Source organism: Variovorax monticola (genome assembly GCF_051216855.1).
Lineage (GTDB): Bacteria > Pseudomonadota > Gammaproteobacteria > Burkholderiales > Burkholderiaceae_C > Variovorax.
This window is the reverse complement of sequence record NZ_JBPJZP010000008.1, coordinates 516,445-535,604: the sequence shown is the minus strand read 5'-3', so window position 1 is coordinate 535,604 and position 19,160 is coordinate 516,445. Positions and strand designations below refer to the sequence as shown.

Genomic DNA, 19,160 nt, shown 5'->3' with positions numbered 1-19,160 from the left:
TTTTTGTCTTCAGCTCGGCATCAACACCATGTTGTCGCGGTGAACCATTTCAGGTTCAGCGACATAACCCAGCAAACGCTCGAATTCGGTCGATGGCTTGCGGCACAGAAGGCGCGCTTCCACGCTCGAATAGTTCGCCAGGCCACGGGCCAGCTCGACGCCATCGACATCGCGCACCGCGATCACGTCGCCGCGCGAAAACTCGCCCGACACGCTGGTCATGCCGATCGGCAGCAGGCTCTTGCCCTCGGCGCGCACCTTGGCGGCAGCCCCCGCATCGACGACGACCGCACCACGCAACTGGAGATGATCGGCCATCCAACGCTTGCGGGCCTGGTGCTTGGCGGTTTGCGCCACCAGCAGCGTGCCGATGGACTCGCCACGCGACAGGCGCAGCAGCGCATCGGGCTCGCGGCCCCAGGCGATGACGGTGGAAGCGCCCGAGCCGGCGGCGCGCTTGGCCGCGAGGATCTTGGTGATCATGCCGCCGCGGCCGATGCTGGAGCCCGCGCCACCGGCCATCGCCTCGAGCGTCGGATCGCCCGCGGCCGCCTCGTGCACGAACTTCGCGTCCGGGTCCTTGCGCGGATCTGCGGTGTACAGGCCCTTCTGGTCCGTGAGGATCACCAGCGCGTCGGCCTCGACCAGATTGGCCACGAGCGCGCCGAGCGTGTCGTTGTCGCCGAACTTGATCTCGTCGTTGACGACCGTGTCGTTCTCGTTGATGACGGGCACGACGCCCAGCTTCAGCAAGGTGACCAGCGTGGAGCGCGCGTTGAGGTAGCGCTCGCGATCGGCCAGGTCTGCATGGGTCAGCAGCACCTGGGCGCTGCCGATTTCGTTCTCGCGCAGCTTGGTCTCGTACATCTGGGCCAGGCCCATCTGCCCGACGGCTGCAGCCGCCTGCAGTTCGTTGATTTCATGGGGCCGCGTGCGCCAGCCGAGACGCTTCATGCCCTCGGCAATCGCGCCGCTCGACACCATCACGACCTCGCGCCCTTCGCGCACCAGCGCCGCCAGTTGTCGGCACCACTCGCCGATGGCCGCTTCGTCCAGGCCGCGCCCCTCGTTGGTCACCAGGCTGGAGCCCACTTTCACGACGATTCGGCGGGCATCCCGCAAGGCAGTGGATCCGGAGTTCGTGGTCATTTCTGGCGATGCGGTCGTGAATGCTGCAAGGTGTGCCGCTGTCTGTCTTTCGTCAGGCAGCACCAGCGGGCAATGCTGCGTGGGCGCTCACGCGCTTTCGCTCTCCGGCGGCAGCTGCGTGAAGCGCGGATCGACGACGACGGGCACCTGCTCGGCCAAATGCTGCGCCTTGACCTGCTGATAAACCGCTTGCACCAAGTGCTCGCAACCCTCCCGCGTGAGCGCAGAGATTTCGAACACGGGCCCCTTGAAGCGCAGGCGCTTCACGACGTCCTTGATGCGCGCCGGGCGCTCTTCGAGCGGCACCATGTCGAGCTTGTTGAGCACGAGCCAGCGCGGCTTTTCGTAGAGCGCGGCGTCGTACTTCTTGAGTTCGCCGACGATGGCCTTGGCCTGGGCCACGGGGTCGACGGCGTCGTCGAACGGTGCCATGTCGATCACGTGCAACAAAAGGCGCGTGCGCTGCAGGTGGCGCAGGAAGAGATGGCCGAGGCCGGCGCCTTCGGCCGCACCTTCGATCAGGCCGGGAAGGTCGGCCACGACGAAGCTCTGTTCCGGACCGACGCGCACCACGCCAAGGTTCGGGTGCAGCGTGGTGAAGGGGTAGTCCGCGATGCGCGGGCGGGCATTGGAGATGGCGCTGATCAGCGTCGACTTGCCGGCGTTCGGCATGCCGAGCAGGCCCACGTCGGCCAACACCTTCAGTTCGAGCTTGACGCTGCGCTTCTCGCCGGGCCATCCCGGCGTCTTCTGACGTGGTGCGCGGTTGATCGCGCTCTTGAAGCGCATGTTGCCGAAGCCGCCATCACCGCCCTTGGCGATGGTGATGACTTCGCCCTCTTCCAGCAGTTCGAACAGCACCTCGCCCGTTTCGACGTCGGAGATGATCGTGCCGACCGGCATCTTGAGGATGATGTCGTCGCCTGCGGCGCCGAACATGTCGGAGCCCATGCCGTGCTCGCCGCGCTTGGCTTCGTGCCGGCGCGAATAGCGGAAATCGACCAGCGTGTTGAGGTTCGAGTCGGCCACCGCGAAGACGTGGCCACCGCGGCCGCCGTCGCCGCCGTTGGGGCCGCCGAATTCCTTGTACTTCTCATGACGGAACGACACGCAGCCGTTGCCGCCATCGCCTGCAGCGATGTCGATGAAGGCTTCGTCGACGAACTTCATGGGATGTCCAGTTTACAAATGAAGAAGCCCCGGCAATGCGGGGCCTCGGGTGATCGAAGTGACTGCGAGGCTTACGCCGCGGGGGTCACGTTGACCGTGTGCTTGTTCAGTGCACCCTTGAAGCCGAACGACACATGGCCGTCGACCAGGGCGAACAGCGTGTGGTCCTTGCCCAGGCCGACGTTCACGCCGGGATGGAACTTGGTGCCGCGCTGGCGCACGATGATCGAGCCTGCGCTGATCAGTTCGCCGCCGAACGTCTTCACGCCGAGCATCTTGGGCTTGGAATCGCGCCCGTTTCGCGTTGAGCCGCCGCCTTTTTTCTGTGCCATGGAATGTGCTCCTTAGCCGGCGATCGCGCCGATTTGCAGTTCGGTGAACTGCTGGCGATGGCCTTGACGTTTCTGATAGTGCTTGCGACGGCGCATCTTGAAGATGCCGACCTTGTCGTGCTTGCCGTGCGACAGTACCGTGACTGTCACCGTTGCGCCGGACACCAGGGGCGTGCCAACCTTGATTTCAGCGCCGTTTCCGACGGCCAGAACCTGGTCGATCACGATTTCCTGGCCTACGTCCGCAGCAATCTGTTCTACTTTAATTTTTTCGCCGGAAGCAACGCGATATTGCTTGCCGCCGGTTTTTATGACCGCGTACATGTAAACCTCTTAGAAATTGAGTCTCCACGGCGAATTCCGCAGAGCCCAAGATTATAGCGCGCTCCGCGCCTGCCAACCAGTCCGGCCCCTGGCCACACAGGGAGCCTGCGGCGGCTCCCTATAATTTGAGCCTTCCGGCCCCCTTCATACAGCGGCCGCCACCCTCTCCAGCAGCGCCCTGCGCCCACGCTTTGCCAGTTCCCGCCGCCGACACCTCCCCCACCGCCACCGTGCTGGACCTGATTGCCGGCGACATGGTCGAAGTCGACCGTGTGATTGCCCACCGCCTCGATACGGGCGTGCCGCTGGTCAGCCAAGTCTCCAGGTACATCATCTCCGCGGGCGGCAAGCGCCTGCGGCCTGCGCTTTTGCTCCTGATGTCGGGCGCACTGGGCTACACCGGCGAGCAGCGCTTCAATCTGGCAGCCGTCGTGGAATTCATCCACACGGCCACCCTTCTGCATGACGACGTGGTCGACGAATCGACCCTGCGGCGCGGACGGGCGACCGCCAACGAGTCGTTCGGCAACCCGGCCAGCGTACTGGTCGGCGACTTTCTCTATTCGCGTGCGTTCCAGATGATGCTGGACGCGAACAACATGCGCGTGATGCAGATCCTGGCCGAGGCAACCAACGTGATCGCCGAAGGCGAGGTGCTCCAGCTGATGAACATGCACGACGCATCGCTGGACGAAGTCGCCTACCTGCGCGTGATCCGCTCGAAGACAGCCAAGCTCTTCGAAGCCAGCACCCGGCTCGCCGCCGTGCTGGCAGGCGCGACCACGGAAGTCGAGGAGGCTTGCGCCACTTACGGCCAGGCACTCGGCACTGCCTTCCAGGTGATCGACGATGTGCTCGACTACGCGGGCGATGCCCAGGAAACAGGAAAGAATGTGGGAGACGACCTGCGCGAAGGCAAGACCACGCTGCCGCTCATCTTCGCGATGCAGCGCGGCACCTCGGCGCAGAGCGCACTCGTGCGCGCAGCCATCGAGGCCGGAGATACCGCCCAGCTGGGCAAGATCGTCGAGATCGTTCGCGAAACAGGGGCGCTGGACGCCTCGCGCGCGGCGGCTGCCGCCGAAGCACAACGCGCGATTCACGCATTGAAAGACTTCCCGTCCAATTCTTACGCCTCAGGTTTGCTACAATTGGCGGCTCAGTTGCTTGAGCGACGTACCTGAACACCTCTCTGAGTTGACATCTAGGGCGATTAGTTTTTTCTTGCAACCATCGGGGTGTAGCTTAGCCTGGTAGAGCGCTACGTTCGGGACGTAGAGGCCGGAGGTTCGAATCCTCTCACCCCGACCAGCCTTTGGCTGGCATAAGTAAATGGCCGTGCCTGTTGCTGTGCAGCGATTTACAGCGCAGGACTGTTCAGCGATGATCGTGAAGCACTTTTTCACATCTTTTGCATTCGCTGAATGGCCGCTGCCGAACTTCCCGTCAAAGAACCCACGCAGATCGCGCTCCCGGGGCTCGCACGTGCCCTGGTTTCGGCCGGCAAGCTCCCCGCCAAGTCCGCAGAGGACATCTATCAGAAGTCGCTGAGCGGGCGCACCAGCTTCATCGCCGAACTGACCGGCTCCGGCGCCGTCTCGGCGGCCGACCTGGCTCACACGCTTTCGACAGCCTTCGGCGCCCCGCTCCTGGACCTCGATGCGATCGATCCGCAGCGCCTGCCCAAGGACCTGCTCGACGCCAAGCTGTGCCATGCCTACCGCATCGTCGTCCTCAGCAAGCGCAACAACCGCCTGATTGTTGCCACGGCCGATCCGTCGGACCAGCAGGCGGCGGAGAAGATCAAGTTCGCATCCCAGATGGGCGTGGACTGGGTCATTGCCGAATACGACAAGCTGTCTCGCATGATCGAAGCCGCTGCGGTGAGCGCGGCGGAGACCATCAACAACATCGTCGGCAGCGAGTTCGAGTTCGACGAAGTCACTTCCGAAACTTCGAGCGAAGCCTCCGACCAGGCCATTGCGGAGGTCGAAGACGCGCCGGTCGTGCGCTTTCTTCACAAGATGCTGCTCGACGCGATCGGCATGCGGGCCTCGGACATCCATTTCGAACCCTACGAGCATCAATACCGCGTGCGATTCCGGATCGACGGCGAGCTGCGCGAAATCGCCAGCCCGCCCACCGTCATCAAGGACAAGCTCGCGTCGCGTATCAAGGTCATCTCGCGGCTGGACATTTCCGAGAAACGCGTGCCGCAGGACGGCCGCATGAAGCTCAAGATCGGCCCGGACCGCGTCATCGACTTCCGCGTGAGCACCTTGCCCACGCTGTTCGGCGAAAAGATCGTCATTCGGATTCTTGACCCCAGCAGCGCCCGCCTGGGCATCGATGCGCTGGGCTACGACGCGGACGAAAAGGCACGGCTCCTTCACGCCATCGGTCGTCCCTACGGCATGGTGCTGGTGACGGGCCCCACGGGCTCGGGCAAGACAGTCTCCCTGTACACCTGCCTGAACCTGCTGAATCAGCCGGGCGTGAACATCGCGACCGCGGAAGACCCGTCCGAAATCAACCTGCCCGGCGTCAACCAGGTCAACGTCAATGAAAAGGCGGGCCTGACCTTCGCCGCCGCGCTGCGCGCCTTCCTGCGCCAGGATCCGGACATCATCATGGTCGGCGAAATCCGCGACCTGGAAACCGCGGACATCTCGATCAAGGCCGCGCAAACGGGCCACCTGGTGCTGTCCACGCTGCACACCAACGACGCGCCGACCACGCTCACGCGGATGCGCAACATGGGCATCGCGCCGTTCAACATTGCGTCCAGCGTGATCCTGATCACCGCGCAGCGCCTGGCCAGGCGGCTGTGCACCGTGTGCCGCGTACCCACCGAAGTGCCGCGCGAGGCGCTGCTCGAGGCCGGATTCGAGGAAGCACAACTGGACGGAACGTGGAAGCCCTATCGCCCTGTCGGCTGCTCCGCATGCAGCGGCGGCTACAAGGGGCGCGTGGGCATCTACCAGGTGATGCCGATCACGGAGGCGATCCAGGAAATCATCCTGCGCGACGGCAGCGCGCTCGACATTGCCCAGCAGTCCGAGGCCGAGGGCGTGCGCTCGCTGCGCCAGTCGGGCCTGCGCAAAGTCATGCAAGGTCTCACTTCGCTGGAAGAAGTGGTCGCCTGCACCAACCTGTAACGAATACACCGAGAAACCGGAGATCGAATGGCAACAGTGGCATCCCCCCGCTCCAAGCCCACGCACAAGGAGTTTGTCTTCGAGTGGGAGGGCAAGGACCGCAATGGCAAGCTGGTGCGCGGCGAACTTCGGGCCGCCGGCGAGAACCAGGTGCAGGCAGCACTGCGCCGCCAGGGCGTGCTCGCGTCGAAGATCAAGAAGCGCCGGATGCGCTCGGGCAAGTCCATCAAACCCAAGGACATCGCGATCTTCACGCGCCAGCTGGCAACGATGATGAAGGCCGGCGTGCCGTTGATGCAGTCCTTCGACATCGTCGGACGCGGCAACGCGAACGCCAGCGTGGCCAAGCTGCTCAACGACATTCGCACCGATGTGGAAACCGGCACTTCGCTGTCGGCGGCCTTCCGGAAGTTTCCGAAGTACTTCGACAACCTTTATTGCAACCTGGTGGAAGCGGGTGAAGCCGCCGGTATTCTGGAAGACCTGCTGGACCGCCTTGCCACGTACATGGAAAAGACCGAGGCGATCAAGTCCAAGATCAAGTCGGCGCTGATGTACCCGACCTCGGTGGTCGTCGTGGCCTTCGTGGTGGTGGCCATCATCATGATCTTCGTGATTCCGGCGTTCAAGCAGGTGTTCACTTCCTTCGGTGCCGATCTGCCTGCACCCACGCTGTTCGTGATGGCCATCAGCGAATTCTTCGTCACTTACTGGTGGCTGATCTTCGGCGGCATCGGAGGCGGCATCTACTTCTTCCTGCAGGCGTGGAAACGCAACGAGCGCTTCCAGAAAGTCATGGACCGCGTCCTGCTGCGCATTCCCATCTTCGGCACCTTGATCGAGAAATCATGCGTGGCCCGCTGGACGCGAACGCTGGCAACCATGTTCGCCGCGGGCGTCCCCTTGGTCGAAGCCCTCGACTCGGTGGGCGGGGCCTCGGGCAACAGCGTGTACGGCGACGCCACGGCGAAGATCCAGCAAGAAGTGTCGACCGGCACCAGCCTCACCACGGCCATGACCAATGCCAACCTCTTCCCCTCGATGGTCATCCAGATGACCGCCATCGGCGAAGAGTCGGGTTCCATCGACCACATGCTGGGCAAGGCGGCCGACTTCTACGAGTCCGAGGTGGACGACATGGTCGCGGGCCTGTCGAGCCTGATGGAGCCCATCATCATCGTGTTCCTGGGCACCATCATCGGCGGCATCGTGGTGTCGATGTACCTGCCCATCTTCAAGCTCGGCCAGGTCGTCTGATGCTCGTGTCGAGGGAATTCGACACCGCGTTCGCCGGTGTGCTGGGGCTATTGATCGGCAGTTTCCTCAACGTCGTCATCTACCGCACGCCGGTGATGATGTACCGCGACTGGCTCGCCGACGCCGTCGCGAACCTCATGCCGTCGAAGGACGCCCCCTCGCTGTGGTCGCTGGCCTTCGGTTCGAAGGTCGCGCCCCCCGCCGGGCTGGAAGCAGCGGCCGACAGGGCTGCGGCGGTCATCGAAGCCCAGCTTCCCTTCGACCTGGCGCGCCCCGCCTCGCGCTGCGGCGCCTGCGGCCACAGGATCCGCTGGTACGAGAACATCCCCGTGCTGAGCTACCTGGTGCTGCGCGGCCGCTGCGGCGCCTGCAAGACCGCGATCAGTCCTCGCTACCCGTTGGTCGAGCTGGTCACGGGCGCCCTGTTCGCCCTGTGCGCCTGGCGCTTCGGTGTCACGCCCGCGGGCGCGCTCTGGGCCGCGTTCGGCGCCTTGCTGGTCTGCCAGTTCCTGATCGATTTCGACACCCAGTTCCTGCCCGATTCGCTCAACTACCCGCTGCTGTGGCTCGGCCTGATCGGCGCGGCTGCGGGCTGGACCGGGGTGGCGCTGAGTTCCGCCGTGTGGGGCGCCGTGTTCGGCTACCTGAGCCTGTGGCTTGTGTACCATGCCTTTCGCCTGGTCACGGGCAAGGAAGGCATGGGCTATGGAGACTTCAAACTGCTTGCCGCGCTGGGCGCCTGGCTCGGCGCCGACTACCTCATTGCGATCATCCTCGTCTCTTCGCTGGTGGGCGCCGTGATCGGCGTGACGCTGCGCGTGGCCGGCAAGCTGGCGCACAAGGACATCCCGATCGCCTTCGGCCCCTTCCTGGCCGGCGCGGGCCTCATCTGTCTCGTGGCGGGTCCGGAGGTCGTGAGGCAATGGATTCCGTTCGCCTTCCCCCTGGGCGCGTTGCTCCATTGACGCCGGGCATGGTGCGGCGCATCGGCCTGACAGGCGGCATCGGCAGCGGCAAGAGCACCGTGGCCGGCTTGCTGGTGCAGCAAGGGGCGGTGCTGGTGGACACCGACGCCATTGCGCGCGCCATCGCGCAACCGGGCGGCATCGCGATGCCGGCCCTCGAGGCCGCCTTCGGCCCCGGCGTCATCGGCCCGGACCGTGGCCTCGACAGGGCCGCCATGCGCCAGATCGTGTTCGCCGATGCCGGCGCCAAGCTTCGCCTCGAAGCCATCCTCCATCCCCTGATCGGCACCGAAACCCAGCGCCAGGCCGCGGCGGCCGGCGACGATGCGGTGGTGGTGTTCGACGTTCCCCTGCTGGTCGAATCCGGCCGCTGGCGCGCCCTCGTCGACCGGGTGCTGGTGATCGACGCCACCGAGCGAACGCAGCTCCAGCGCGTAATCGCACGCTCGGGCTGGACGCCTGAAGCCGTCCGGGCCGTCATCGCCCAACAGGCCCCGCGCAAGGTGCGCCGGGCGGCTGCGGACGCGGTCATCTACAACGAGCTCCTGACCCTGGAGGACCTCGGTGCGCAGGTGTGGGGTCTCTGGGAACGGTGGGTTCCGGCGGGCACGCGATAATTTGGCATTGACGCCGCAGCGGCGACACGACGATCACGTCAAACGGCGCACACCTCAGCGCCCCTCACGATGCTTTTCAATTCGTATCCCTTCATCTTCGTTTTCTTCCCGCTGGTCCTGATCGGCTTCTTCCTGATCGGTGCGCGCAGTCCCCGAGCGGCGGCGGGTTTCCTGGCACTGGCCTCGCTCTTCTTCTACGGCTGGTGGAGCGTCAAGGCGCTGCCCCTGCTGCTGGGGTCGATCTGCATCAACTACTGGTTCGGGCTGCGGCTCACGCCCTCGCCGGGCCGGGAAGACAAGCACCGCAAGGCGCTGCTGATCATTGCGCTCGCGATCAACCTCGGGGTGCTGGCGGTCTTCAAGTACGCCAACTTCTTCCTCGAAAACATCGATGCCGGCCTGGCCGCCGCGGGCTTCTCGCAGATCGACCTGGTGCACATCGTGCTGCCGATCGGCATCTCGTTCTACACCTTCACCCAGATCGCCTTCCTGGTCGACTGCTGGCAGGGCAAGGTGCAGGAACGCAGCTTCGTCCACTACGCGCTGTTCGTGACCTACTTCCCGCACCTGATCGCGGGCCCGGTGCTGCACCACGCGCAGATGATGCCGCAGTTCAACAGCCCGGCCACCTACCGCTTCAACGCCAACAGCATGGCGCTCGGGCTGGGCATCTTCGTCTTCGGCCTGGCCAAGAAGATGCTGATCGCCGACCCGCTGGGGCAGTACGCCGACATGATGTTCAAGGGCGTGCACGAGGGCGTGCTGCCTTCTCTGTACACCGCGTGGTTCGGCGTGCTGGCCTATACGCTGCAGATCTATTTCGACTTCTCGGGCTACTCGGACATGGCGGTCGGCCTGTCGCTGTGCGTGGGCGTGCAGTTGCCGCTCAACTTCCGCTCGCCCTACAAGTCGACCAACATGATCGAGTTCTGGCGCCGGTGGCACATCTCGCTGTCGACCTTCCTGCGCGACTACCTCTATGTACCGCTCGGCGGCAACCGCAAGGGGCCGGCGCGCCGCTACATCAACCTCTTCCTGACGATGCTGCTGGGCGGCCTGTGGCACGGTGCCGCCTGGACCTTCGTGATCTGGGGTGCGTTGCACGGCGCGTTCCTGATGGTCAACCACTTCTGGAACGCCAAGGTGCGCGGCGGCAGCACCAAGACCACGTGGTACGGCCGCGTGGCCGGCTGGTTCATCACCTTCCTGTGCGTGATGATCGCCTGGGTGGTGTTCCGCGCAGACAGCCTGCCGGCCGCCGTCGAGATCTACAAGGGCATGCTCGGCATGCATGGCGCGCCGGTATCGGCCTTCAGCGAATTCCGCGTGCCGTTCCGCAAGCCCGAGTTCTTCCAGACCATTCTCGTGGGCTTGGTGATCTGCCTGGCGCTGCCGCCCACCATCACGCTCGACCGCTGGATCCCCAACGTCGCGGGCCTGGCCGGACGGCCCCGTCTGCAGCGCGTGGCCACCTGGGTCACCGGGCTGGGATGCGTCTATCTTTTTGGCCTGTGCGTGTCGAAGTTCGGCAACTACAGCCCGTTCCTCTATTTCCAGTTCTGACATGGAAGACACGACATCGGCCAAGACCTGGCTTCGCATCTTCGCCGCGGGTTTCCTGGTGTGCTGCGCGTTGCTGGTTGTCAGCCTGTTCACCCCCATTCCCTATGGCGACCTGACCCGCATCGGGCGCATCTCCGAGCGCGAGTTCGGCTGGCATGCGCCGCCCCCGCCCATCCCCGACGCGGACGTCAAGACCTGGCCGCTCAACGAAGCCGACATCCTGGTGATCGGCGACAGCTTCTCGGTGCGCTATGCCTGGCAGGCCTCGCTCGTGGGCGCGGGCTACAAGGTCACCACCACGCACTGGGACAACCTCGACAGCACGGTGTGCGACGATTTCTCGGACTGGCTGCAGAAGTCCGGTTTCAAGGGCAAGGTCGTGATCGTCGAGAGCATCGAGCGCCTGCTGCAGGAGCGCATCGAAAAGTCCGAGAAGTGCACGACGATGAAGCACGCCTTCAAGCCTTCGCCGCCGCCACTCGAGAACCCGGCCAGGCCCGCTCCCGGCTTCCAGCTCAACTGGGATGCCGAACTGCTCAGCGGCTGGATGACCTACCTCAACACCAGGGCGATCATGGCCTCCGACAGCTGGTCGAACAAGCCCGAGCGCTGGGGCCAGCTGATCGACGCGCGCAGGGTGCCCGACGGCTGCAAACAGTTCAGCCATCGCGCGTGCGACAGGCTGCTGACGACCGCCGAAGACCGCCTGAAGCCAGCGCTGACGGCCGAGTCCGCACGGTTCATGAAGCGTTTCGAAAGCAACGCCGCGCCCTTCAAGGTCGTGTGGATGGTGGTTCCGAACAAGAGCACCGTGTATTTGCAACAAAACCATGCCGATGCCTTCAAGGCCGCGTTCAACCCGCAAAATATCGGCCCGGACCTGTTCGAGCTTTCCGAGCAGAACCGCTTCAAGGTCATGGACCTTTTCCCCGCCAACGAGACACATGTGTCGACCCGGGGTTACATTCTTTTCGGTCAGCGTATGCTGGAGGCTGTGCGCCAGGTGTTCCCCGCGCCGACCGGCAAACCGCAATGAGCTCGAACCTGACGTGAAAAAACGATACGCGTGATCCTCTACGAGTACCCCTTCAACGAGCGCATCCGCACCTACTTGCGGCTGGAGCACCTGTTTCGCCGGCTCGGCGAGCTGGTGCCCTCCGAATCGCCGCTGTCCCACCACTTCGCCCTGATCACGATCTTCGAGATCATGGACGTCGCCGCGCGCGCCGACCTCAAGGCCGACGTGCTGCGCGACCTGGACAAGCACAAGAACGTCTTCAACAGCTACCGCGGCAATCCGGCCATCGCCGAAACCGTGCTCGACCAGGTCGTCGGCCAGCTCGAGCGCAACTTCACCACGCTCAACAGCGTGTCGGGCAAGGCCGGCCAGGCGCTGACGGAAAACGAGTGGCTCATGAGCATCCGCAGCCGCGCCGGCATTCCGGGCGGCACCTGCGAATTCGACCTGCCGGCCTACTACGCCTGGCAGCACCGCCCCGCGCCGAGCCGTCGCGCCGACCTCGAACGCTGGTCGAACACGCTGTCGCCGCTGGCCTCGTCGATCTACCTGCTGCTCAAGCTGCTGCGCGATGCCGACGTGCCCTACAAGGTGATCGCCACCCACGGCCAGTTCCAGCAGAACCTGCCCCAGGGCCGCAGCTTCCAGCTGCTGCGACTGCGCATCGACCCCCGGCTGGGGCTGGTTCCCGAAATCAGCGGCAACCGTCTCATGGTGTCGGTGCGCCTCATGCGCCACGACAAGGACGACCGCCTGCACCAAAGCTCGGACGACGCGCCCTTCGAGCTGACCCTCTGCGCATGAACGCCGTTGTGCGAAGCGCGAAGGTACGCCAATGAGCAAGCTGAACGCGAACGGCGAGCGCATCGTGCGTTGCCCCTCGTGCGGTGGCGACAGCATCTATGCGCCGAGCAACGCCTACCGCCCGTTCTGCAGCGCGCGCTGCAAGGGTGTCGATCTGGGCGCCTGGGCCAGCGAAGAGTTCCGCATGCCGGCCGAGGCGCCGCCCGACGACGACCCCTTCGGCGATCCGAAGATCCAGTAGCAACGGCGCGGGCTACTTGCCCGTGTCTTCGTCCAGCAACGCCGGGTCGATGTACGTCGCGAAGCTGCGCGCATACCGCGGCCGCAGATGCCCGATGTCCTTGTAGGCCGGCGAACCATCGTCCGGCATGCTGCGGACGCACTGGCCGTTCGCGCACAGGCTGGCAAAGGGCGCGATGACCTGCGCCCCGTTGGCTTCGGCCACCTGCTGGAGCCGCGCATTGAGCTGCGCCTGGTCTTGCGGCATCGGTGCTTTCAGCTGCCCGCTGGCGGCCGTCATGCCCCCCAGCCGGCTGCCCTGGATCTGCCTGAGCGGATCGAAATCCATGCCCACCGGGTTGCCGAGCACCAGATAGACCTTCTTGTGCGCCGACAGGCGCTTGAGCACCTCGCCCAACGACTTCAGCGACAGGTCGATACCGTCCCCGCCGAGGAAGGGATGCACCGCCTTCCTGTCGTCCACGAAGTAGTTCACCGTGGGCCCGGCACCGGTGAAGTAGCAGCTCCAGCAGGCCCCGATCACCACAGAATCGATCTCCGGCTTGAGCGCCAGGTCGAGCACCGCCGCGCGCCGCTCGTCGCAGCTGGTGTCGGCGCCACTGAACAGGCCCGGCACCGGCGGGCAGGAGCCCTTGGTCGCGAAGTAGACCGTGCGGGCGTGGTCCGGCTGCGTGCGCACCAGCTCGAGCGCGCGCGGCGCGTACTGCTCGACGTGGCTGTCGCCGATCAGCAGCACGTTGTGCCTGCCGTCGCCGGCGCGGTAGACGAACTGGCCGCCCAGCGCAGACGCCTCGAAGCCGTCGTAGTAGTTGTCTTCGCGCGTGGCGTCGGCCACCGCCTGCAGCGCCGGGTTGTCGTTGCGCGGCAGCGGCGTGCCCAGGAACACCAGCACGCCAGCCAGCGCCAGCGCCGCGCCGCCGCCCGCCAGGCCGCGCAGCATGCCCTGCGACAGGTGCAGCTTCACGAGGCGCTCCAGGAAGCGGTAGGTGGCCCAGGCCAGCACGACAGACGCCACCACCATCGCGATGCGCACCTGCAGCGAAGGCTCGCCGCCCGCGACGATGCGCGCGTACGCCAGCAGCGGCCAGTGCCACAGGTACAGCGGGTAGCTGATGAGGCCGATCCATACCATCACCCGGTTCGACAGCAGGTAGCGGTTGAGCACGCCGCCCGGCCCGGCGGCAATGCAGCTCACCGCGCCCAGCACCGGCAGCAGCGCCCACCAACCCGGAAACGCCTTGGTGCTGCGCGTCATGAAGAGCCCCAGCACGATCAGGCCCACGCCGACGACGGACTGCGCATGCTTCGTCCAGGCACGCGAATCCGCCGCGCCCGCCGGCGCGTTCACGGCCTGCAGGCGCATCGCCGCCAACAGCCCGCCGGCCATCAGCTCCCATGCGCGCGACAGCGGCGAGTAGAACGCCGCCGCGCGGTGCGGCTGAACCGTGAGCACGTTGACCAGGAACGAGACCGCGGCCACCGCCAGCGTCACCCGCAGGATCGGCCAGCGCTTGCGCCAGGCCAGGCCCAGCAGCAGCGGCCAGAAGATGTAGAACTGCTCCTCGATGCCCAGCGACCACAGGTGCAGCAGCGGCTTGGTCTCCGCCGTGGCGTCGAAGTAGCCGGCCTCGCCCAGGAAGACCAGGTTGGCGAAGAAGGCCGCCCCGCCGGTGGTCTGCTTGCCCAGCTGCGAGAACTCGCCCGGCAGCAGCACGTACCAGCCGAAGGCCAGCGTGGCGAGCAGCACCAGCACGAGTGCGGGAAAGATCCGCCGGATGCGCCGCGCATAGAAGTCGCGGTAGCTGAAGTCGCCCGCCGCCAGGCTCTGCAGCAGGATGGTCGTGATCAGGAAGCCCGAGATCACGAAGAAGATGTCCACCCCGATGAAGCCGCCCGGCAGCAGGCTCGGAAAGGCGTGGTACGCCAGCACCGAGCCCACCGCGATGGCGCGCAGGCCGTCTATGTCCGGGCGGTACTTGGGGTGCATCGTTCGCCCGGCCTCGTTCAGCGCGACGGCTGTTGCGCAGCGTTGCCTGGCACGGTCTGCAAGGTCCGGTCGAAGTAGCTTGCCTCTTCCCGCGCATAGCGCGGACGCAAGTGGTTGGCGTCCTTGTAGGCGGGCGCACCATCGGGCAACGTGCGCAGGCACTGGTCGTCCTTGCACAGCATCGCCACCGTGTCGATCGGCTCCGCCCCGCTCGCCTTTGCGATGGCGCGCAGCCGCTCGTTGAGTTGCTTCTGGCCCGGCGGCAGCAGGGTCGTCGGGGTCGAGGTCGTCGCGTCCATGTGCGTCAGGCGGCCACCTTCGATCAGGTGCTTGGGCTCGAACTCCGGGCCGCCGGGGTTGTCGAGCAGCAGGTAGACCTTCTTGTGCCGCGCCAGTTCGCGCAGCATGAACTCCAGCGAGGCCAGGGAACGCTCGATGCCGTCGCCGTTCTGGAACGGATAGACCTTCTTGTCGGCGCCGCGGAAGTAGTATTCGAGCGCCCCCTTCTCAACGAAGTAGCAGTTCCAGCAGCCACCGATCACGACCGAGTCGACCTCCGGAAGCATCGCGTAGGCCAACATGGCATCGCGCTGCTCGGCGCATCCGACGTTCTTGTCCGCCTGCACGCCCGGCACCGGCGGACAGGCGCCCCGGGTCACGAACCAGGCCGACTTGTCCTTGTCCAGCCTCGACGTGCGGGCCAGCTCCAGCGCGCGCGGCGCGTACTGTTGCATGTGGCTGTCGCCCAGGAACAGCACGCGCTTGGGCCCGTCGCCGACCTTGTAGGCCAGCTGGTCGCCGATCATCTCGCGCTTGAAGCCTCCGTAGTAGTCGGCGTCGAACGTGGCGTTTGCCACGACCTGCAGCCTGGCGCCGTTGTGGCGAGGCTCCAGCACGCCGAAGAAGGTCGCTGCTCCGAGCGCGATCAGGAATGCCATTCCGACGCCCAGCGCCTTGAGCGTGCCCGGACCGGGACGGTTCCTCGCATGGCGCTCGACAAAGCGGTACGTGCCCCACGCGAGCAGCACGCTGGCCACCAACGCGCAGGCACGATGCGCAAACGACGGGTTCAGATTCAGCGGGTCGTCCTCCAGGATGCGCACGAACGCCAGCAGCGGCCAATGCCACAGGTACAGCGGATAGCTGATGAGCCCGATCCACACCATCACCCGGTTCGACAGCAGGTACTTGTTCAGCACGCCATTCGGCCCCGCGGCAATGCAGCTCACCGCGCCCAGCGTGGGCAGCAGCGCCCACCAGCCGGGGAAGGCCTTGTTGCTGCGGATCATCACCAGCCCGAGCACGATCAGCCCCACGCCCAGCACCGACTGCACATGGCTGCGCCACGCGTTCGGCGCCGGCGGCTTCAGTCGCATGCAGGCCAGAATGCCGCCCACCATCAGCTCCCAGAAGCGCGACGCCGGCGAGTAGAACGACGCCGCCGGCAGCGGATGCACCGTGGTCACGTTGATCACCAGCGACACCGCCGCCACGGCCAGCACCACGCGCACGATCGGCCAGCGCTTGCGCCAGGCCAGGCCCAGCAGCAGCGGCCAGAAGATGTAGAACTGCTCCTCGATGCCCAGCGACCACAGGTGCAGCAGCGGCTTGGTCTCGGCGGCCGTGTCGAAGTAGCCCGACTCGCTCCAGAACACCAGGTTGGCGACAAAAGCCGAACCGCCCACGGTCTGTTTGCCGAGCTCCGCGAACTCGTCGGACAACAGCATGTACCAGCCGATGAGCAACGTGGCCGACAACACCACAATGAGCGCCGGAAAAATCCGCCGGACGCGCCGCGCGTAGAAGTCGCGGTAGCTGAAATCGCCCGCCGCCAGGCTCTGCAGCAGGATGGTCGTGATCAGGAAGCCCGAGATCACGAAGAAGATGTCGACCCCGATGAAGCCGCCCATCAACGCCGCGGGAAAGGCGTGGTACAGCACCACGGAGCCCACAGCGAGCGCGCGCAGGCCGTCGATATCCGGACGGTACTTGGGATGCATCAGTCGGTCAGCGGGCTGGCTCGACGACCGGCGGCGCCACGAACGGCAGGCCGCGCTCCTCGCACAGCCATTGCAGCACCGGAAATGCGCCCGGCAACACGGGGCTCACGTCCAGCGGCAACTGCTGCCACGCCATCTGCTGGCCTTCGCGCATCTCGAACTCGCCGCTCCACGCCGTCACCTTGCACCAGTGCAGGCGCACCAGCGCATGCGGATAGTCGTGCTCGGTGACCTTCCAGGCCTCGGCGCCCGCGATGGTGATGCCCAGCTCTTCGTGCAACTCGCGCCGCAGTGCCTGCTCGACCGTTTCGCCCGCCTCGATCTTGCCGCCGGGAAACTCCCAGAAGCCCGCGTAGGCCTTGCCTTCGGGCCGGGTCGAGAGCAGCAGCGCGTCGTCGCTCAGGCGGATCAGCACGCCGACAGCGACTTCGGTGTGCTTGCGAGCGGATGCATCGGCCTGGCTCACGCGGCGCTCCGGCCGGCGTCTCGTCCGGCGTAGTCGCGTGCGAACTGGTAGGCCACGCGGCCGCTGCGCGACCCGCGCTCCAGCGCCCACACCAGCGCCTCGGCCCGCGCGGCCTCGATGGCGGCCGGCGTGACGTCGAACGACGACAGCCACTGGGCCACGATCGTCAGGTACTCGTTCTGGCTGAACGGATAGAAGCTCACCCAGAGGCCGAAGCGCTCCGACAGCGAGATCTTTTCCTCGATCACCTCGCCGGGATGGACTTCGCCGTCGTCGGTGTGGGTGTACGTGAGGTTGTCCTTCATGTACTCGGGCAGCAGGTGGCGCCGGTTGCTGGTCGCGTAGATCAGCACGTTGGGCGTCGAGGCGGCAATCGAGCCGTCCAGGATCGACTTCAACGCCTTGTAGCCCGGCTCGCCCTCGTCGAAGCTCAGGTCGTCGCTGAACACGATGAATTTCTCGGGCCGCTGCGAGACCACCTCGACGATGTCGGGCAGGTCCACCAGTTCGGCCTTGTCCACCTCGATCAGGCGCAGGCCCTGCGGCGCGTAGGTCTGCAGGCAGGCGCGAATGAGCGACGACTTGCCCGTGCCGCGCGCGCCTGTCAGCAGCACGTTGTTGGCCGGCTTGCCTTCGACGAACTGGCGGGTGTTGCGCTCGATCTTTTCCTTCTGGACGTCGATTTCCCTGAGCGAATCGAGCGACATCGCGGCCACGTGGCGCACCGGCTCCAGCACGCCGTGGCCGGAGTTGCGGCGGCGGTAGCGCCAGGCGATGGACGCGTTCCAGTCGGCAGGTGCCGACAGCGGCTGCGGCAGGACCGATTCGATGCGGGCAATGAGCTGCTCGGCGCGCTCGATCAGCCTCTGGAACTGTTCACTCATGACCGATAGTCGGCATTGATGGTCACGTAGTCGTGGCTCAGGTCGCAGGTCCACACGGTTTCGCTGGCGTTGCCGCGGCCCAGGCCGATGCGCACCGTGATCTCGCTCTGCTTCATCACGCGCTGGCCGTCTTCCTCGCGGTACGACGGGTTGCGCCCGCCCTTCACGGCCACGTGCACGTCGTCCAGGAACAGGTCGATGCCGGTCTGGTCGAGGTCGGCGATGCCCGCATAGCCGACCGCCGCCAGGATGCGGCCCAGGTTCGGGTCGCTGGCGAAGAACGCCGTCTTCACCAGCGGCGAATGCGCCACGGCGTACGCCACCTGCCTGCACTCCGCCGCATCACGCCCGCCTTCGACCTGGATGGTGATGAACTTGGTCGCGCCTTCGCCGTCGCGCACGATGGCCTGCGCCAATTGGCGGGCCACGTTCTGCATGGCGGCCACGAGCGCCCGGCCGTCGGCCGAGTCGAGCGAGGTGATGGGGGCGTGCGCCGCCTTCTGCGTGGCGATGACCACGAACGAGTCGTTGGTCGAGGTGTCGCCGTCGATGGTCACGCGGTTGAACGAGGCGTCGGCCAGCAGCGTGGCCAGCGGCTGGACCAGAGACGCGTCGATCTTCGCGTCGGTGGCCATGAAGCCCAGCATGGTCGCCATGTTCGGGCGGATCATGCCGGCGCCCTTGCTGATGCCGGTGATGGTGACGGTGGCGCCGCCGACCTGCACCTGCTGGCTGAACGCCTTGGGGATGGTGTCGGTGGTCATGATGCCTTCGGCCGCGCGCGCCCAGTGGTTCGCGTCGGCATCGGCCAGCGCGGCCGGCAGGCCGGCCTCGATGCGCTCGACCGGCAGCGGCTCCATGATCACGCCGGTGGAGAACGGCAGGATCTGCTCGGGCGCGATGTCCAGGTGGCGCGCCAGCGCGATGCAGGTGGAACGCGTGCGCATCAGGCCGTCTTCGCCCGTGCCGGCATTGGCATTGCCGGTGTTGATCACCATCGCGCGAATGCCGTAGTCGGCGGCCAGGTGGGCGCGGCAGACCTGCACCGGCGCGGCGCAGAAACGGTTCTGGGTGAACACCCCGCCGACCGCCGAGCCTTCGTCGATCAGCACGACCGTCAGGTCCTTGCGGTTGGCCTTGCGCACGCCGGCTTCGGCCACGCCGATGCGGACGCCGGGCACCGCGAACAAGGCGGCGGGATCAGGGGCGGACAGGTTCACAGGCAT

General features: G+C 65.9%; 18 protein-coding genes and 1 tRNA gene. 10 read left to right on the top strand and 9 right to left on the bottom strand.

The window, feature by feature from the left end; genetic code table 11:
* Positions 1-9: 9 nt before the first annotated feature.
* From proB to rplU, 4 genes are all read right to left on the bottom strand, one after another.
* Positions 10-1,149: a glutamate 5-kinase gene (gene proB / locus ACSFA5_RS29275; RefSeq protein ID WP_435447546.1), complete on the bottom strand. Its 1,140-nt coding sequence runs from the start codon at positions 1,147-1,149 to the stop codon at positions 10-12.
* An 87-nt stretch (positions 1,150-1,236) separates the two neighbouring features.
* Positions 1,237-2,319 carry an Obg family GTPase CgtA gene (gene cgtA / locus ACSFA5_RS29270; protein ID WP_435447545.1) on the bottom strand — a complete coding sequence of 361 codons (1,083 nt, stop codon included), beginning with the start codon at positions 2,317-2,319 and terminating at the stop codon, positions 1,237-1,239.
* A 71-nt stretch (positions 2,320-2,390) separates the two neighbouring features.
* Positions 2,391-2,651 carry a 50S ribosomal protein L27 gene (rpmA, locus tag ACSFA5_RS29265; RefSeq protein WP_435437239.1) on the bottom strand — a complete coding sequence of 87 codons (261 nt, stop codon included), beginning with the start codon at positions 2,649-2,651 and terminating at the stop codon, positions 2,391-2,393.
* A gap of 12 nt (positions 2,652-2,663) precedes the next feature.
* Complete coding sequence (gene rplU, locus ACSFA5_RS29260; RefSeq protein ID WP_042578903.1) at positions 2,664-2,975, bottom strand: 50S ribosomal protein L21; 312 nt, start codon at positions 2,973-2,975, stop codon at positions 2,664-2,666.
* Between the two features lie 191 nt (positions 2,976-3,166).
* On the opposite strand from rplU, the gene ACSFA5_RS29255 reads away from it, so the two are divergent.
* From ACSFA5_RS29255 to ACSFA5_RS29210, 10 genes are all read left to right on the top strand, one after another.
* Complete coding sequence (locus ACSFA5_RS29255) at positions 3,167-4,159, top strand: polyprenyl synthetase family protein (RefSeq protein ID WP_435447544.1); 993 nt, start codon at positions 3,167-3,169, stop codon at positions 4,157-4,159.
* A gap of 50 nt (positions 4,160-4,209) precedes the next feature.
* Positions 4,210-4,286 (top strand) — tRNA-Pro (locus ACSFA5_RS29250).
* A gap of 113 nt (positions 4,287-4,399) precedes the next feature.
* Positions 4,400-6,133, top strand: a complete 1,734-nt coding sequence (pilB, locus tag ACSFA5_RS29245) for a type IV-A pilus assembly ATPase PilB (RefSeq protein ID WP_435447543.1) — start codon at positions 4,400-4,402, stop codon at positions 6,131-6,133.
* Positions 6,134-6,160: 27 nt separating this feature from the next.
* The gene (locus ACSFA5_RS29240; protein ID WP_435447542.1) at positions 6,161-7,390 is read left to right on the top strand and encodes a type II secretion system F family protein; all 1,230 of its coding nucleotides are present in this window, start codon (positions 6,161-6,163) and stop codon (positions 7,388-7,390) included.
* Complete coding sequence (locus ACSFA5_RS29235; RefSeq protein WP_435447541.1) at positions 7,390-8,355, top strand: prepilin peptidase; 966 nt, start codon at positions 7,390-7,392, stop codon at positions 8,353-8,355. The genes ACSFA5_RS29240 and ACSFA5_RS29235 overlap by 1 nt, the downstream gene beginning before the upstream one ends.
* Positions 8,356-8,363: 8 nt before the next feature.
* Positions 8,364-8,972: a dephospho-CoA kinase gene (gene coaE, locus ACSFA5_RS29230; protein ID WP_435447589.1), complete on the top strand. Its 609-nt coding sequence runs from the start codon at positions 8,364-8,366 to the stop codon at positions 8,970-8,972.
* A 69-nt stretch (positions 8,973-9,041) separates the two neighbouring features.
* The gene (locus ACSFA5_RS29225) at positions 9,042-10,535 is read left to right on the top strand and encodes an MBOAT family O-acyltransferase (protein WP_435447540.1); all 1,494 of its coding nucleotides are present in this window, start codon (positions 9,042-9,044) and stop codon (positions 10,533-10,535) included.
* A gap of 1 nt (position 10,536) precedes the next feature.
* Positions 10,537-11,571 (top strand): alginate O-acetyltransferase AlgX-related protein, encoded by a 1,035-nt coding sequence (locus ACSFA5_RS29220; RefSeq protein WP_435447539.1) that lies wholly within the window; start codon positions 10,537-10,539, stop codon positions 11,569-11,571.
* Between the two features lie 30 nt (positions 11,572-11,601).
* Entirely contained in the window at positions 11,602-12,357 is a 756-nt protein-coding gene (zapD, locus tag ACSFA5_RS29215; protein ID WP_435447538.1) for a cell division protein ZapD, read from the top strand.
* A gap of 31 nt (positions 12,358-12,388) precedes the next feature.
* Positions 12,389-12,598, top strand: a complete 210-nt coding sequence (locus ACSFA5_RS29210; RefSeq protein ID WP_435447537.1) for a DNA gyrase inhibitor YacG — start codon at positions 12,389-12,391, stop codon at positions 12,596-12,598.
* Between the two features lie 12 nt (positions 12,599-12,610).
* Here ACSFA5_RS29210 and ACSFA5_RS29205 read toward each other — a convergent pair whose 3' ends face one another.
* The 5 genes from ACSFA5_RS29205 to argJ are packed head-to-tail and all read right to left on the bottom strand — an operon-like array spanning position 12,611 to position 19,160.
* Complete coding sequence (locus ACSFA5_RS29205; RefSeq protein WP_435447536.1) at positions 12,611-14,584, bottom strand: acyltransferase family protein; 1,974 nt, start codon at positions 14,582-14,584, stop codon at positions 12,611-12,613.
* A 17-nt stretch (positions 14,585-14,601) separates the two neighbouring features.
* Positions 14,602-16,584: an acyltransferase family protein gene (locus tag ACSFA5_RS29200; protein WP_435447535.1), complete on the bottom strand. Its 1,983-nt coding sequence runs from the start codon at positions 16,582-16,584 to the stop codon at positions 14,602-14,604.
* 7 nt (positions 16,585-16,591) lie between these two features.
* Positions 16,592-17,050, bottom strand: coding sequence for an NUDIX domain-containing protein (locus ACSFA5_RS29195; RefSeq protein ID WP_435447534.1), 459 nt, complete (start codon positions 17,048-17,050; stop codon positions 16,592-16,594).
* The gene (locus ACSFA5_RS29190) at positions 17,047-17,934 is read right to left on the bottom strand and encodes an ATP-binding protein (RefSeq protein ID WP_435447533.1); all 888 of its coding nucleotides are present in this window, start codon (positions 17,932-17,934) and stop codon (positions 17,047-17,049) included. Before ACSFA5_RS29190 ends, ACSFA5_RS29195 begins: the two co-directional genes overlap by 4 nt.
* Entirely contained in the window at positions 17,931-19,160 is a 1,230-nt protein-coding gene (gene argJ / locus ACSFA5_RS29185; protein WP_435447532.1) for a bifunctional glutamate N-acetyltransferase/amino-acid acetyltransferase ArgJ, read from the bottom strand. Before argJ ends, ACSFA5_RS29190 begins: the two co-directional genes overlap by 4 nt.

Bases quoted from the DNA above. Each gene is read 5' to 3' on its own strand.
- proB (WP_435447546.1), bottom strand. From the start codon at position 1,149: ATGACCACGAACTCCGGATCCACTGCCTTGCGGGATGCCCGCCGAATC.
- cgtA (WP_435447545.1), bottom strand. From the start codon at position 2,319: ATGAAGTTCGTCGACGAAGCCTTCATCGACATCGCTGCAGGCGATGGC.
- rpmA (WP_435437239.1), bottom strand. From the start codon at position 2,651: ATGGCACAGAAAAAAGGCGGCGGCTCAACGCGAAACGGGCGCGATTCC.
- rplU (WP_042578903.1), bottom strand. From the start codon at position 2,975: ATGTACGCGGTCATAAAAACCGGCGGCAAGCAATATCGCGTTGCTTCC.
- pilB (WP_435447543.1), top strand. From the start codon at position 4,400: ATGGCCGCTGCCGAACTTCCCGTCAAAGAACCCACGCAGATCGCGCTC.
- ACSFA5_RS29240 (WP_435447542.1), top strand. From the start codon at position 6,161: ATGGCAACAGTGGCATCCCCCCGCTCCAAGCCCACGCACAAGGAGTTT.
- ACSFA5_RS29235 (WP_435447541.1), top strand. From the start codon at position 7,390: ATGCTCGTGTCGAGGGAATTCGACACCGCGTTCGCCGGTGTGCTGGGG.
- coaE (WP_435447589.1), top strand. From the start codon at position 8,364: ATGGTGCGGCGCATCGGCCTGACAGGCGGCATCGGCAGCGGCAAGAGC.
- ACSFA5_RS29225 (WP_435447540.1), top strand. From the start codon at position 9,042: ATGCTTTTCAATTCGTATCCCTTCATCTTCGTTTTCTTCCCGCTGGTC.
- ACSFA5_RS29220 (WP_435447539.1), top strand. From the start codon at position 10,537: ATGGAAGACACGACATCGGCCAAGACCTGGCTTCGCATCTTCGCCGCG.
- ACSFA5_RS29210 (WP_435447537.1), top strand. From the start codon at position 12,389: ATGAGCAAGCTGAACGCGAACGGCGAGCGCATCGTGCGTTGCCCCTCG.
- ACSFA5_RS29205 (WP_435447536.1), bottom strand. From the start codon at position 14,584: ATGCACCCCAAGTACCGCCCGGACATAGACGGCCTGCGCGCCATCGCG.
- ACSFA5_RS29200 (WP_435447535.1), bottom strand. From the start codon at position 16,584: ATGCATCCCAAGTACCGTCCGGATATCGACGGCCTGCGCGCGCTCGCT.
- ACSFA5_RS29190 (WP_435447533.1), bottom strand. From the start codon at position 17,934: ATGAGTGAACAGTTCCAGAGGCTGATCGAGCGCGCCGAGCAGCTCATT.
- argJ (WP_435447532.1), bottom strand. From the start codon at position 19,160: ATGCCTGTGAACCTGTCCGCCCCTGATCCCGCCGCCTTGTTCGCGGTG.